The sequence below is a fragment of the Fulvitalea axinellae genome (assembly GCF_036492835.1).
GTDB lineage: Bacteria > Bacteroidota > Bacteroidia > Cytophagales > Cyclobacteriaceae > Fulvitalea > Fulvitalea axinellae.
In genome coordinates this window covers 1,034,349-1,048,692 of the sequence record NZ_AP025314.1, presented here as the reverse complement: position 1 = coordinate 1,048,692, position 14,344 = coordinate 1,034,349, and the positions used below count along the sequence as shown (strand labels likewise).

At 50.1% G+C, this 14,344-nt stretch carries 14 protein-coding genes; 11 read left to right on the top strand and 3 right to left on the bottom strand.

Translation table 11 applies throughout. The annotated features are described in order from the left end of the window. The first annotated feature begins 176 nt into the window (after nucleotides 1–176). The 3 genes from AABK39_RS04270 (at nucleotide 177) to AABK39_RS04260 (ending at nucleotide 4,152) form a co-directional block, all read left to right on the top strand. A complete protein-coding gene (locus AABK39_RS04270; RefSeq protein WP_338393680.1) occupies nucleotides 177–1,577 on the top strand; it encodes a 3-keto-disaccharide hydrolase in 1,401 nt (466 codons plus the stop codon). 138 nt (nucleotides 1,578–1,715) lie between these two features. Then, entirely contained in the window at nucleotides 1,716–3,026 is a 1,311-nt protein-coding gene (locus tag AABK39_RS04265) for a Gfo/Idh/MocA family oxidoreductase (protein ID WP_338393679.1), read from the top strand. A 97-nt stretch (nucleotides 3,027–3,123) separates the two neighbouring features. Next, a complete protein-coding gene (locus AABK39_RS04260) occupies nucleotides 3,124–4,152 on the top strand; it encodes a Gfo/Idh/MocA family protein (RefSeq protein ID WP_338393678.1) in 1,029 nt (342 codons plus the stop codon). Nucleotides 4,153–4,250: 98 nt separating this feature from the next. On the opposite strand, the gene AABK39_RS04255 is transcribed toward AABK39_RS04260, so the two are convergent. The 3 genes from AABK39_RS04255 to porW form a co-directional block, all read right to left on the bottom strand. Then, the gene (locus tag AABK39_RS04255; protein ID WP_338393677.1) at nucleotides 4,251–4,481 is read right to left on the bottom strand and encodes a hypothetical protein; all 231 of its coding nucleotides are present in this window, start codon (nucleotides 4,479–4,481) and stop codon (nucleotides 4,251–4,253) included. 277 nt (nucleotides 4,482–4,758) lie between these two features. Continuing rightward, complete coding sequence (locus AABK39_RS04250) at nucleotides 4,759–7,122, bottom strand: penicillin-binding protein 1A (protein WP_338393676.1); 2,364 nt, start codon at nucleotides 7,120–7,122, stop codon at nucleotides 4,759–4,761. A 30-nt stretch (nucleotides 7,123–7,152) separates the two neighbouring features. Continuing rightward, on the bottom strand, nucleotides 7,153–9,777 hold the full coding sequence (porW, locus tag AABK39_RS04245) for a type IX secretion system periplasmic lipoprotein PorW/SprE (RefSeq protein WP_338393675.1): 2,625 nt from the start codon (nucleotides 9,775–9,777) through the stop codon (nucleotides 7,153–7,155). Between the two features lie 139 nt (nucleotides 9,778–9,916). Here porW and AABK39_RS04240 point away from each other — a divergent pair, with 139 nt between their 5' ends. The 8 genes from AABK39_RS04240 to atpH all read left to right on the top strand — a co-directional run bounded on the left by AABK39_RS04240 (nucleotide 9,917) and on the right by atpH (nucleotide 14,314). After that, complete coding sequence (locus AABK39_RS04240) at nucleotides 9,917–10,759, top strand: M23 family metallopeptidase (RefSeq protein ID WP_338393674.1); 843 nt, start codon at nucleotides 9,917–9,919, stop codon at nucleotides 10,757–10,759. A 68-nt stretch (nucleotides 10,760–10,827) separates the two neighbouring features. Then, nucleotides 10,828–11,265 carry a bactofilin family protein gene (locus AABK39_RS04235; RefSeq protein ID WP_338393673.1) on the top strand — a complete coding sequence of 146 codons (438 nt, stop codon included), beginning with the start codon at nucleotides 10,828–10,830 and terminating at the stop codon, nucleotides 11,263–11,265. Further along, on the top strand, nucleotides 11,228–11,482 hold the full coding sequence (locus AABK39_RS04230) for an AtpZ/AtpI family protein (protein ID WP_338393672.1): 255 nt from the start codon (nucleotides 11,228–11,230) through the stop codon (nucleotides 11,480–11,482). Before AABK39_RS04235 ends, AABK39_RS04230 begins: the two co-directional genes overlap by 38 nt. Then, nucleotides 11,463–11,870: a hypothetical protein gene (locus AABK39_RS04225; protein ID WP_338393671.1), complete on the top strand. Its 408-nt coding sequence runs from the start codon at nucleotides 11,463–11,465 to the stop codon at nucleotides 11,868–11,870. The genes AABK39_RS04230 and AABK39_RS04225 overlap by 20 nt, the downstream gene beginning before the upstream one ends. Beyond that, a complete protein-coding gene (atpB, locus tag AABK39_RS04220) occupies nucleotides 11,842–12,867 on the top strand; it encodes a F0F1 ATP synthase subunit A (RefSeq protein WP_338393670.1) in 1,026 nt (341 codons plus the stop codon). Before AABK39_RS04225 ends, atpB begins: the two co-directional genes overlap by 29 nt. A 69-nt stretch (nucleotides 12,868–12,936) precedes the next feature. Continuing rightward, nucleotides 12,937–13,182, top strand: a complete 246-nt coding sequence (gene atpE / locus AABK39_RS04215; RefSeq protein WP_338393669.1) for an ATP synthase F0 subunit C — start codon at nucleotides 12,937–12,939, stop codon at nucleotides 13,180–13,182. An 88-nt stretch (nucleotides 13,183–13,270) separates the two neighbouring features. After that, entirely contained in the window at nucleotides 13,271–13,765 is a 495-nt protein-coding gene (gene atpF / locus AABK39_RS04210) for a F0F1 ATP synthase subunit B (protein ID WP_338393668.1), read from the top strand. A gap of 6 nt (nucleotides 13,766–13,771) precedes the next feature. Next, the gene (gene atpH / locus AABK39_RS04205) at nucleotides 13,772–14,314 is read left to right on the top strand and encodes an ATP synthase F1 subunit delta (RefSeq protein ID WP_338393667.1); all 543 of its coding nucleotides are present in this window, start codon (nucleotides 13,772–13,774) and stop codon (nucleotides 14,312–14,314) included. Nucleotides 14,315–14,344 lie beyond the last annotated feature (30 nt).

The following is a 14,344-nucleotide window of genomic DNA, read 5'->3' as shown; positions in this document are numbered from 1 at the left end:
TGAAAGACAACACTTTACGAAAATCCGTCAAATCTTATGAAAAACCCATACGCGCAACGCCGGGTACCATTCACTGAACGATTCCGTATCGCCTCGCACACATGAATTTACGCAATTTTGAAACGATAAGAAGATACGGTTCGATTTTTTCGAATTTAACCAAAACATAAGAGAAAATGCGAAAGATTTTTTCCACATTGACAATGTTGGCCCTGCTCGTGGCGGTTTTGCCACTTCAGGCGCAGACAGACGGCTGGACAAATCTGTTCAACGGCAAAAACCTTAAAGGCTGGACTTCTAAAGGCGGGAAAGCCAAATACGAAGTGATCGACGGCCAAATCGTGGGTACTTCGACGATGAACACTCCGAACACTTTCCTTTGTACTAAAAAGAAATACGGGGACTTTATTATCGAATACGAAACAAAAGTGGAGCCTTTGCTGAACTCTGGTATTATGTTCAGAGCGCAAACCCGTCCAAACAAAGACAAGACTGAGCGCGTATACGGTTACCAGTGCGAAGTTGAGACTAGCCCGCGTTCTTGGACAGGCGGTATCTACGACGAAGCTCGTCGCGGATGGATCTACAACTTGGCCCGCAACCCTAAGGCTGGCGCAGCTTACAAACACGGTGACTGGAACACTATCCGCATCGAGGCTATCGGCAACACTATTCGTACTTGGGTAAACGGTGTTCAGGCTTCTTACCTAGTTGACGACTTCGACGCCGAGGGTATCTTCGGTCTTCAGGTTCACGGCATCGGTAGAGACCAAGCCAAAAACGGAAAAAAAGTATACTGGAGAAATATCCGCATCAAAACTTCTGACTTCGAAGCGGACAGCTACCGTCAGGATCCTCACGTGCCTGTATTCAACTACATCCCGAACACGCTGACCGCTTCTGAGAAGCACGACGGATGGAAACTTCTCTGGAACGGTAAAGACACCGAAGGATGGAGAGGATCGAAATCAGCCACTTTCCCATCAAAAGGATGGCAGATCTCTAACGGCGAGCTTATCGTTGAGAAAGCCGACGGTGCTGAGTCAGGAAACGGTGGCGACATCATCACCAAAGACAAGTACAGCCAGTTCGAGCTTGAGGTTGACTTCATGATGACTAAGGGAGCCAACAGCGGTATCAAATACTTCGTGGATCCTGAGATCAACAAAGGAAAAGGTTCTTCTATCGGACTCGAATTCCAGATTCTTGACGACAAAAACCACCCTGACGCCAAAAAAGGCACAGCTGGCAACCGTACGGTAGCTTCACTTTACGACTTGATCACGGCCAAAAACCTCATCTACCCTTACCGCAAGAAAGGTTTTAACGGCATCGGCAAATGGAACCGCGCCCGCATCGTAGTGTCAGGCGACCGTGTGGAACACTGGCTCAACAACAACAAAGTGGTGGAGTACGAGCGTGGCTCACAGATGTTCCGCGCCTTGGTAGCGTACAGTAAGTACAGCAAATGGGAGAACTTCGGCGAATTGCCAGAGGGCCACATCCTCTTGCAAGATCACGGCGACGAGGTGCATTTCCGCAGCATCAAGATCAAGCCGCTTCGCAAACCTTTGTAATAACGAACTAGACACGGGGCCGGTAATCATCCGGCCCTTTCGTGTTTCCACACTTTTGGCGCGCCAGCCGCGCCTTACTCACAACACGCGGGCCAGGCCCGGGCACACACAATTTTTCACAGTACAATCAGGGATACCATGTCAAGCAGAAGAGATATTTTGAAAGCCGGCGGACTCGCCGCCCTTGGGGTTTTGGCTGGCGCATGTTCCACAGGTTCCGACAAAAAGAACAAGAAATCATCATGGTCACGTGGCGAAATCAAAGCCTTGACCAAAGAGAATTCAATAAAGATAGGAGTAATCGGTACCGGAAGCCGCGGCACGGGACTGATCCACACTTGCAACAAGATTCCTGACTTTCAGGTAACCGCTTGTTGCGACACGCTTCCCTTCAGGCTCGAAAACGGCGTAAAAGCCGCCAGAACCGTCAAAGACAAAGACGGTAAAGAGACCAAAACCCACGAGGTCCAAGCTTTCAGCGATTACAAAGAATTTTTAGCGAAAGCTAATGTCGACGCAGTAATCATTGCCACGCCTTACAGCACGCACTACGAAATCGCCAAAGCGAGCATCGCCGCAGGCAAACACCTTTATTGCGAGAAAACCCTCGTACACGGTGTAGCGCCCGCATTGCACCTTTCGCAACTGGCCGAGGAGAATCCTAACATCATTTTCCAAACCGGCCACCAGCACCACAACTCTTGGGTATACAAGAAGGTGGTGAAAATGCTCAAAGACGGAGTCATAGGCGACATCTCGCATTTCGAATGCCAGTGGAACCGCGACGGCGACTGGAGAAGATCCGTTCCCGAACCCAAATCCAAATACGAGCGCTTCGTTAACTGGCGCATGTACAAAGAATTTTCAGGCGGATTGGCTGCAGAGCTTTCAAGCCACCAAATCGACTTCGTAAACTGGGTCCTCGGCTCAGTACCGACCCGGATAATGGGTACCGGAGGCGTCGATTATTGGAAAGACGGACGCGAGACTTTCGACAACATTCACTTTTTGGCTGATTACCCCGGCGGAAAAAAAGCGACTTTCAGTAGCTTGACCACCAATAAGTTTGACGGCGTAAAAATCCGTATAAAAGGGAAACAGGGAACTTTGCTTATGAACCATCACGAAGCCGAGTTCCTTCTTTCGGACAAAAAGAAAAACGAAGTCGAGGAAAAAGGCACCTTCGACGGCGTAACGGGAGCCTCAATCAAGCTTTGGGATCCGGACCGTGACACGAAGAACAGGCACGTGATCAATATGAACGCCGACGCCACGGTAGACGCACTGATCGCTTACCGTGACGCCATTGTCAAAGGCAAACAACCGGTATCGAACGTCAAAACCGGAGCCGACGTGGCTATAGCCGTGCGCATGGCTTTGGAGTCTATGCACCACGGTCGCATAGTGCACCTTGAAGAAGAGATAGAAAACGCCAAAAAGACCGTTTAAGTCAGGCATGTTCAAAACCCGGCTCAGCGCCGGGTTTCTTTTTCTTCGGCCTGAGCCGAACACCTGAAAATATCACCCGCCAAACACCAAACCCTTTATGCGAAAGAAAACCATCGGATTCGGAGTAATAGGGCTGGGAGCCATCGCCGATTTCCATATCCGAAGCATCAAAGAAGCCGAAGCTTGCGAGCTTAAGGCCATTTCGGTTTCCAGACCGGAAAAAACAGAAGCCGCCAAGAACGAATACAACGTGGACGTCTATTCCGATTTTCGGGAAATGGTATCCCGACCGGATATTGACATCGTCTGCATTTGCACACCAAGCGGAGCCCACCTGGAGCCAACATTGGTGGCGGCCAAAGCCGGAAAGCACGTTCTTACCGAAAAACCACTCGAAGTAACGGTGGAAAGGGCCGAGCAGATGATCCAAGCTTGCGACGATGCCGGCGTAAAACTCGGATGCATTTTCCAAAACCGGTTCAAGACCGACTATCTCAAACTAAAAGAAGCCGTGAGAAACGGTGAGCTCGGCGATCTTCTTTTGGGCAACGCATACATCAAATGGTTTAGGGATCAGGAGTATTATGCCTCCAAACCTTGGCGCGGAACTTTTGCGGGAGACGGAGGAGCTGCGCTGATCAACCAGTCGATACACACTATCGATTTGTTACTTGACATTATGGGCGACGTCGACTGGGTGAACGGGAACGTCAGAACCCTCCGCCATAATATCGAAGGCGAAGATGTCGGTGTGGCTCATGTGGCGTTCAAGAACAATGCTATCGGAACGATTGAAGGCGCAACGGCCGTTTTTCCCGGATACCCGGAACGTTTGGAAATACACGGCACCAAAGGCGGTGTGGTATTAGAGGGCGGAAAGATAAAAGTATGGAACGTACCCGGCGCCACGCACGACGATGATGGTGGAGGCGAATTGAAAGTGGGAGCGTCAGATCCGTTGGCGATTGACCATGCCCAACACAAATTCCAAATCGAAGATATGGCCGACGCCGTGCGCAACGGGACGCAACCCGCCGTATCGGGAAAAGACGCACTGGCCTCGTTGAAGCTGATCAAAGCCGTATACGCGTCTTCAAAGAAAAAAGGGGCGCCCGTAACGCTTTAGCGAAGAAACACCCGAACCTTTCCGAGAAAAGATAAACAGCAAACAAAAAACCGAAGCGGAATGCTTCGGTTTTTTTCATGGCCTGTCAAAAGTATAAATCAAAGAGTTTCTTTCGCCTTGCTAGTAATGAAAAAATGTGTCGTTTTACGGTCAATACTAGCGATATATCCTTGGGCAATAAGCCCGTCAGTAACTTCTTTCACCTCTTGGTCCCCTATTCCCAATTTCTCGGCGATACGTTGGGTTGAGATTGCTTTTGCGGGCGTATTCTGGCTTGGCTTCGCGGACTTCAGTGACTCTGTAAGAAACTGTTGCTGAATGCTGTTCATTGGTGTCAGTTTTGGTCTTTAATATTGGCTACCAGTGATTTGTCTTGGTCTTCGTACTGAAGATAAAAACAAACGCTTGCGTTCTGTGTGACTTTTATCATGCCCGTAACTGACATTTTATCGATTTGAAAATCATTTGATTCTCTGTGACAGAAGGGAAACCAAAGCGCTATTTTTTGCGTAAAAGTCTGAAATGCGTTTTATTTCAAGTATAAAAAAATCCCGCATCCGAGACTTCGGATGCGGGATTTTTCTTTACCGGAAAACACATTGCAAATCACATGTCCAGATCATCCGGATCTATTTGCTCAATTTCCGGCGCCGGCTCGGGCGCTACATACGAGCTGTCCGACGGATCCATATTCTTGGCGTTTTCGGTCGCTTCGGAAAATACGTCACAATCCAGTTCGCTGGTCAGGTTCTCCGGAACTGGGAAGTTCCCTCTCTCATATCCCAAGTCCTTATCATCGTATACGTGCCCCATGAAATCTCTCCAAATCGGCATGGCGGTTCTGCCACCTTGGCCCTCGGCCCACGAACGGAAACGGATCGTCGGCATCTCGCCACCTACCCACGCTCCGCAGACCAAATCTTTTGTCACGCCCACAAACCAACCGTCAGAGGCGTTATTGGTTGTTCCTGTCTTACCGCCCAACTGATTTCCTTCCCTAAGGGAATAAGGAATCCCTCGGCCGGTTCCTCCAACCTCTTCGGTAGTTCCCCGGAGCATATAAGTCATCAAGTAAGCGGTCTCCTCATTAAGAACTTCGCTACGTTTCGGGTGAAAGTCCTCAATAAGGTTTCCGAATTTGTCTTCTATCTTCGTAATAAAGAATGGTTCGACATGCACGCCCTTGTTCACGAATGTCCCGTAGGCACCCGTTAGCTCGAAAAGCGTAACCGGACTGGTACCCAAACAAATCGAAGGCACCGGATCAAGCGGTGATTTTATACCTAGCCTTCTGGCGTAATCCACAACAGTGTTCGGCCCCACTTTTTTCAAGATTTGGCCCGTGATGGAGTTGACAGACCTGGCCATCGCTTGGCGTAGCGTCATTTCCTCTCCGGTAAATTTTCCGTTAGAGTTCTCCGGCGACCACGCCTCCTGCCCGGGGATCGGGATGGAAATCTGGGTATCACGAAGTTTGAGACACGGCGAATAACCGTTGTCGATCGCCGCCGCGTATACAATCGGCTTAAAGGTGGAGCCCGGCTGGCGTCGGCCTTGTTTTACTTGGTCAAACTTGAAATGCTTGTGGTTGATTCCTCCCACCCAAGCTTTAACAGCGCCGGTAGCGGGATCCATGGCCATAAAACCGCTACGCAAGTAACGCAAATAATGCTTGAGCGAATCCACGGTGCTCATCATGGTGTCGACTTCGCCGTTCCAAGTGAAAACCGTCATCTTCTTGCGCTCGTTAAGTTTGGCCCGGATCGAATCCTTGTTATTCTTGTATCTGGCTTTCAGAGCCCTGTAAGCCTTGGTGCGGGGAACGATCTGCTCTTCCACAAAATTCGGAATCGGCCTGTTGTCTTTATCCAAAAACGGCTGGCGTCCCTCCCAGTGCTTGTTGAATTTCTTCTGCAGGCTAGTCATATTGGACTTCATCGACGCCTCAGCGTATTCCTGCATACGGCTATCGATGGTGGTATGAATGCGCAAGCCTCCGGCCCAAAGATCGTAACCGCTTTCTTTGGCCCACCTCATCAAATCGTCCTTGATAACAGCACGGAAATAGGTTGCCAATCCGTAGTTTTGGTTTTTGACGTTGTAGTCGAGCCTTACGGGAAGCTTCGACAACGAATCTTGCTCGGTTTCCGAGATGAAACCGTTCCGGTTCATTTGCCTGAAGACAATGTTTCTTCTCTTCTTAGCCCTTTCCGGGTGTTTTCTCGGGTTGAGAAAAGAAGGACGCTGCACCAATCCCACCAACAAAGCCGCCTCTTCAAGTTTCAGTTGATCCTGCGACTTGTTGAAAAACGTCTGCGCCGCCGCCTCAATACCATGCGAACCACTACCGTAAAACATCGTGTTCAGATACATGGCCATGATTTCGGGCTTGGTGTAAGACCGTTCAAGCTGTACGGCCACAATCCATTCCTTGGTCTTGTAAATCAGTTTGTCAAAAATTCCAAACGACTCTCCTAACGGTCCCTGCAACTCGCCCCTGGTTCCAAAAAGGTTTTTGGCTACTTGCTGAGTGAGCGTACTGCCACCACCTGTGCCCTGTCCCAAAAGCAAGGACTTATAAAGCACCCTCATCGTGGCCATAAAGGAAATGCCGGCATGGTCATAAAAATCCTCGTCCTCAACCGCCACAAGTGTCTGTTTCAAAAAAGGCGACAGGTCGTCGAACTCCACCGCTATTCGGTTTGTCCGGTAATATTTTCCAAGTTCCTTGCCATCGGCCGAGTAGATCACCGAAGAAAGGTCACTTTTAGGGTTCTCCAATCTTTTGTAGCTGGGCAATGGCCCGAAAAGGCCGAACAAATTGGCCGATACGGCATACACCCAGAAAATGGCGCCGAGAGCTCCCGCGGCGAATATGCCCCAAGCCCAATAGATAAATTTGCGCCCGGAAGGTTTGGAAGGCGTTCCTTCCTCTTTTGTTTCAGGTTCGTTGATCACACTGTCAGACATAAAACTATTTTGTAAATGGGGTCCTATCCGTCAAAGCCCTTCGGGGGCCCCTAAAAGATAGTTTGCTTCGAAAAAGCGCATATAATCAGTAACGGCCTTTGAGCGCGTTAGTATATGCATATTGTCTTTGTTAATGACAAAGTTATGAATTTCGTTTGCCTTTAGCGCCTTAAAAGGTCCGTTTTCGCCATTGAAAGCTCCGTAAAACCTCATGGCCGCCGTCTTGTCAGCAAACACTTCCACCACCGCCATCATCCTTCTTTTATCCAAAGCAAGCTGGGCGCTAGCCAATTTACCCGACTGATTATAGAGCGCCATAAACGCCTCTACAGCCTTGGGAACACTCTCAGCGTATTCTTTTTCGTTCGGATAAATCACCACAAAAGAATGCGGTGTTTTGAAGTCGGGGATAAAATGGATGCTTTTTTGACGATCGACTTCGGCTTTGTAAGCGTCGGCCGCTTTCAAAAGTTTTTCGGCGTAAGCCTTAAAAGGGCTCTCGGGACGATCCTTCAGGAAAGTGTTCAGGTCCGCTTTGTAAGGATAATAGCCATCCGTTTTGCCTCTGACCAAAATCTTCAGTATCCTGAAGCGGTCACTTTCCGGAATATCGCCGTATACACGCAAAGCGTCATCGGCTAGGTTTGTGGCTATCACCAAACTGTCGGCTTTGAAAAAAGTGTAAGCCTCGTCGTATTTTTTAAGCATCGCCAAAGTACGGGCGTTTTTCTCCTCGCTGTAATTCGGGTTGATGAGAAGTTTGGCGTAAATCGTATCCGGAAATTCGGACAGAAGGATATTCTTCACTACCTCCGCCCTAGCGGCATCGGTAGGCTTCAGCATCAGGTAAAGCGAATAAAGCACTTCCGGCTCGTATTCGGTTTCCGGAAAGCGCTCAAGCATGGTGTCGAAGGTCTTTACGGCTTCGGTGGTATCGCTCAGGTCAAATCGGTAGATTTTTCCCAAATCATAATAAGCGTTTTCGATCTTTTTCGACGCTTCGGCTTTGGCACTGGCCGAAAACGGGATTTTGGCGAAAGCCACAGAGGCTTCTTCCTGAATCAATTCGGCTTCCGGTTTGCGTCTGGCTTTTCCGCCCGGGGTATTTTCGCCGGCAATGGCCAGACCGTCGTCGGGATTGTCTCCCCCTTCGTCTTGGGTTCTCTCAGCGCTGGCCCTGTTCCAATTGTCACGCAATTCCAACTGTCCCCAAACCTGACGGAACTGCGCCCGGCCCGCACTTACGGTCGCCGGGTCGTGGAAATACCACTCGCCCGTTGGGCTTTCGGTTGCCCCGAAATTATACGCCTGGCCGGCTCCGGTTTGGAACGCCCTGCCCGGCTGGCGACGCAAACGCTTGGCGGCTTGGCGAGCCGCTTTCTTCTCCGCATCTTTGCGGGCCTTTATACGGGCCATCAACTCCGCCATAACGGACGACGAATCTCTGGACGAAAGGCGCAACAAACTGTCTTGCTCGACTATCGTATAATACGCTTTCGCAAACTTATCGAGCACTTTTTGGCGTTTGCTGATGCGCAAATAATCCGGATCGGTTTTCGGCAAAGAAGTCAGTGCGCTGTCGTAATAGTTCTTGGCGCTTTTGAAATCCCTGAATTTCTCGTAATGGATTTCGCCCAAGCGCAAATACGAATAGGCTTTTTGCCTTACGTTGCCTTTGCTTTTACTGATCGACTTACGATAGGCGTCCACGGCGCCGTCAATATTGTCTTGTCTAGCTTCAAACTGCCCTATCTCATAGAAAATCTTGTCTTGAAAATCCTCGTTCTTTTTGTCCCGAAGCAATTTATTGAAATACTTTCTGGCCTTTTTCAAGCTTCCGGCGTCGCCGAGAGTGGTAACCTGGGCCATATTGAGCCTTGCGTGAAAGTCCAATTCGTAACTGGGATTGCTACGCAAGCACCGTCTGTAGCTTTCGTACGCCTCGGGGCCTTTGCCTAGTTTTTGGAAATGTTGGCCAAGGATAAAAAATGTCCGGGCACGTTCCTCCCTTCGGGTCAGTTGGGGGGCCACTTCCGCAAGGTATTCAACTACCTTTTTGTCTTCGCCCAAATGCTGGTAAAGCGAAGCCCTCGCCACACCGAAACGCTTGGCGTTTTCTTTCGAAAGTTTCTCCTTTAATATAAAATCTTCCACGCTGACGGCGTTGTCGGGCATTTTGTTCTCGACAAACGTCCTTATAAGGTGTATCAGCGCTTGGTGGCGGGTATCGTCGTCTTCGCTTTTGGTATTGACGAATTTGAAGGTCTCGACAGCGTTGTCGAACTCGTTAAGGTAAAGGCGGGCCTGCCCCACGAGCACGTAACAGTCGTCGGTCCATTGGCTTGACGGATGTCTCTGGATAGCGATGGAAGCTTTCTTGATCACTTCCTCAAGCTTCTCTTTCTGCGAAAACGTATGGGTGGAGTCCACCGACCGGAGCAAGGGCAAGGTCCCTTCGTAATGGTCTTCCTGCGCTTTCTCAATCTCGGCCTTTGCCTCTTTCAGAATTTCCCTAGCGTAGAAGTACGCGTTATATCTGGCTGTGGTGTTATGGTACAGCTGTCCGGAAACCCCGGTATTGTCCGCCGCGCATCCCCACATTACCAAGGCCGCAATGACCGCGGCGATGGTGTTCCGTATCCTATTAGAAGTCAAGACAGTTAATAGACTTTGTTCTCAGAAAAAACAGTTTAGGCTTATAATATAGGTAAAAAATCATTTGATTTGCGGTAAAGGCTTCTTTTTGAGATTATTTTAATTTCTATCCCTTCAGAGTTTGAAAAACAAAAGGACATTGGCTGATCGTCTTGGCACGCGTTACGTGCTGGTGATTAGGAGCGAGGAAAATTTTGCGGAGAAGACAACTTTCAGCTTCAATTACGCCAAGCTGGCAGTAGTGCTAGGCAGCGTTTTCGTCGTGTCCGTGTTCGTTGCGCTGTTTCTGGCCCAAACCCTGCTGGCAAGGTGGTTTGACCCTTCTTACGAAAACAGGGCAAATATGAAGCGCATCGCCGCGCTGTCCGGAGAAGTGGATTCGCTTATGTGGGCGGTGGAGAGCAAGCAGGAGTTTATCGAAAACCTCACGAGCGTAATGTCCGGCGAAGTGAGGAACGAGGATTCCATACGCCGGGAAAACGGACTGACGGAGGATCAGCCCCGCAGCGTGGCCGAGAGCGTGCAGGACGCCGACCGGCGCCTAAGGGCCGAATTTAACGACGTGGAAATCGAAGACCTGAACAACAGCGACGTTTCATATTCGGAGCTTCAGCAGCTGTTCTTTTTCAAACCAACCGAAGGAACGATATCATCCCCTTACAACGCCAAAGAAGCGCATTATGGCGTGGACGTGGTGGCCAAAGAAAACGAAACCGTAAAAAGCGTGGCCGACGGAACGGTGGTGATGGCTGCCTGGACACAGGACACTGGCAATGTGGTGATAATACAGCACCAGGACAACCTAATGTCCGTGTACAAACATACGGCCGAGGTTTTCGTAAAAGCCGGAGACTTTGTAAGCGGAGGAAAGGTGATCGCCATTGTGGGAAACACCGGCGAGCTGACCACCGGCCCGCACCTTCATTTCGAAATGTGGTACAACGGTTCGCCGATGAATCCGCAGGAGTTTTTAAGATACTAGCCTATAGCGGGCGGTTTTTCCGCCCTACGTAATATCCATTCGACACAAATCAAAGTAAATCATCTGCCATGTTTAATAAGAAAACCGAAAAGACAGTGGCCTCCGAAGCCCAACCGAACATCAACGCCAACAACATCCTCGGTCAGGGAACCAGCTTCGAGGGAGACTTGGAGGCGGCCGGAAACATCCGTTTCGAAGGGGAACTTATAGGTAAGCTTGACTGTAAAGCCAAAGTGGTCCTCGGTAAGCCTGCCAAGATCAAAGGTGATTTGGAAGCCCAAAACGCTGAGATCGAAGGCCAAGTGGACGGCACGATCAGGGTAAAAGACCTGCTGGTACTTAAAGCCTCGGCGGTAGTAAACGGAGAGATTTACACACAAAAGCTTATTGTGGAGTCCGGAGCCGTATTTAACGGAGCCTGCCGCATGGGCGAAGAGGCCAAGGCCGTAAAGATGAACACAAGAAACAATGCCGCGTCAAAAGAGCGGGAAGGGCAACTGGCGTAAACACTCCGCCGGATACGCCAAATATTCGGGCCTTGCCGTACAAATGGGCGCCACACTCTTTATATGTTACTGGATTGGCGCCAAAATCGACGAATGGGCCGGCGGCGGAAGGCTGTTCACCATCCTCCTGACAGTATTGGGGGTTTTGGGAGTAATATACAGCCTTATCCGTAGCCTGACTAAAGACATAGATGACGATGGGAAAGAAAACACTTAAGCTAGCCGTCTTCACGGCGGTATTGGGGCTTGTGTTATATATGGAGGGAATGTTCGCTCCGGCGTACGCGTACCACGCTCGTTACACGATGTTGCTTGCTTTGGCCGGAGTTTTCTGGATCAGCGACTTTGTTTCCGGCTCGGAAGCGCTAACGATTTCGGGCCCGGCCAAGCTGATGTTGTCACTGGTAATGAGGTTCTTGCTAGCCATTATCGTAGCGGTGGTTTTCGTGTTTGCTTTCAAGGCCGACACGCGCGTTTTCGCGGTGAATTTCGGAGGGGTTTATTTGTCGTTCCTCGGGTTTGAAATTTATTCCTTATTAACTAACTTTCGCACCGCTTCTAAAAACGCAGGAATTGATGAAACTGATGACCACATTAAAGTTTAGCAGAAGACTGAGACCACTGCTGTTGGCCTTAGTTTTTTTTATCGGAATGACCGGAAGGGCGTTTGCCTCCGGTGGCGGTGAAGGCGAAAAGTTTAACGCTGGCGAGCTTGCGCTCCACCACGTTATGGACGCCTACGAGTGGCATTTGTTTGACGGACATTACGGATCGTTCTACTTGCCCATCGTCGTGTACACGGATGATCAGGGACTTCAGGTTTTCTCATCCTCAAAATTTTACCAAAACCACGAGTTGGTTCCCTACAACGGTCTGGAACTTTCCGGACACGGGGTTGTCGCCACTGACCACGGCGTCAAAGTTTGGGACTTCTCGATCACGAAAAACGTGGCTTCGGCCATAATGAGCCTCATTGTTCTTGTCCTGATCTTCACTGCGGTGGCGAGCGGTTACAAGAAAAACGCCGGCAAGGCACCGAAAGGCATCCAGTCTTTCTTCGAACCGTTGATCCTCTTTGTGCGTGACGACATCGCCCGTACGATGATCGGACACCATTACGAGCGGTTCGTACCTTACTTGCTTACGATGTTCTTCTACATTTTGGCGAACAACCTTATGGGCCTTATGCCCGGCGCAGCCAACGTAACCGGCAACATCGCCGTGACATTGGTTCTCGCATTGTTCACTTTCTTTGTGACGAACTTCAGCGGCAACAAGCATTACTGGGGACACATCTTCTGGACGCCGGGCGTACCGTTGCCACTGCGCGTGATTATGATCCCTATCGAGGTGATCGGTATCTTTACCAAGCCTTTCGCCCTGATGGTTCGTCTCTTCGCCAACATCACGGCGGGACATATCGTGATCCTGAGTATCATCTCACTTATCTTCTTGTTCAAGTCGATTTATGTGTCGCCTGCCTCAGTTGCGTTGGGCGTGGCCATGAACTTCCTTGAACTTATGGTGGCCTTTATCCAGGCTTATGTCTTCACGTTGCTTTCCGCAATCTACATTGGCGGAGCCGTAGCCGAAGACCACTAAAACACGGAACAACACACACAGTCAGACTCTTTTGAAAATTTATTTTCCCAATTATAAATCCTAAATATCATGTTCAACTCAATCTTGATGGAAGTTGCAGGTTTGCCAATCTTTGGAGCCGCTTTGGGTGCAGGTGTAGTAGCGTTAGGCGCTGGACTTGGCATCGGTAAAATTGGTTCATCTGCAATGGAAGCCATTGCTCGTCAGCCTGAGGCTGGTAGCAAGATTCAAACGGCTATGATTATCGCAGCCGCTTTGATCGAGGGTGTGTCGCTTTTCGGCGTACTGATTTGCTTGATCATCGCAACTGCCTAAGAACATGGAAAGCTCGGACCGCGCGTTAGGCGTGGCCGGGCTTTCGTCTTACCAACGGATACGATAACATTCAAATAGATAGCAGACAATGGATCTTGTAACCCCCAGTGTTGGCCTGATATTTTGGCAGACGATCATCTTCCTGCTGACCTTGTTTCTTTTGGGCAAGTTCGCATGGAAGCCGATCATGAAGGGGCTTAAGGACCGCGAGGATTCTATCACAGAAGCCTTGCAGACCGCAGAGCAAGCCCGTAAGGAAATGGCCAAACTGAAGGCTGACAACGAGGCGCTGATCCAGGAAGCCCGCAAAGAGCGCGAGAAAATCGTGAAGGACGCGGAAGCAGCCGGAAAGCGCATAAAGGAAGAGGCAAAGGAGCAAGCGGCCAAAGAGAGCGCTTTGCTTTTGGCTAACGCCAAAGCGAGCATCGAAGCCGAGAAAAACGCAGCCTTGGCCCAAGTCAAAAACCAGGTGGCCGAGATCTCTCTCGGTATCGCGGAAAAAGTGCTCCGCAAGAGCCTGCAAAGCGACGACGAAAAGAAAACACTCGTCGCCAGCTATGTTAGGGATCTGAACAATAACTGATAAGTCATGTCCGAACTGAGAGTCGCTATGCGTTACGCCAAGGCCCTGATGTCTTTGGCTGTTGAACGGAACGCCCTCGACGCAGTCAACGAAGACATGACGGCGTTGGAGCAACTTTGCGAAGGCAGCCCCGAACTGGTGGCAGCCCTCAAAGATCCCGTTCTTGATGCGGGACAGAAAGAAGTCGTCCTGAACAAAATTCTCAACGGCAAAGTGGGAGACATCATCCAGGCCTTTATCGGCTTGGTGGTGAAGAAACGCCGCGCGGGCAACCTGCCCGCCATTGCCAAGGCTTTCCGCGCCCTCTACGACGAGCACTTAGGAATAGCCGAAGCCAGCGTCGTGACCACCGCTGCGCTTACGCAGGACGAACGTGCGGACTTCATCGAAGCCGCCAAGCGTATTACCGACGCTAAGCAAATCAGGCTTGTAGAGTCTGTTGACGAAAGCCTTATCGGAGGTTTTCTCTTCCGCGTAGGCGACCAGCAGGTCGACAACGCTGTCAGCAGCAAACTCGCCCAGATGCGCCGCAATTTGGTGACGCGCTGATTTCTCTTTCGCATAATTTGAAACTCTAAG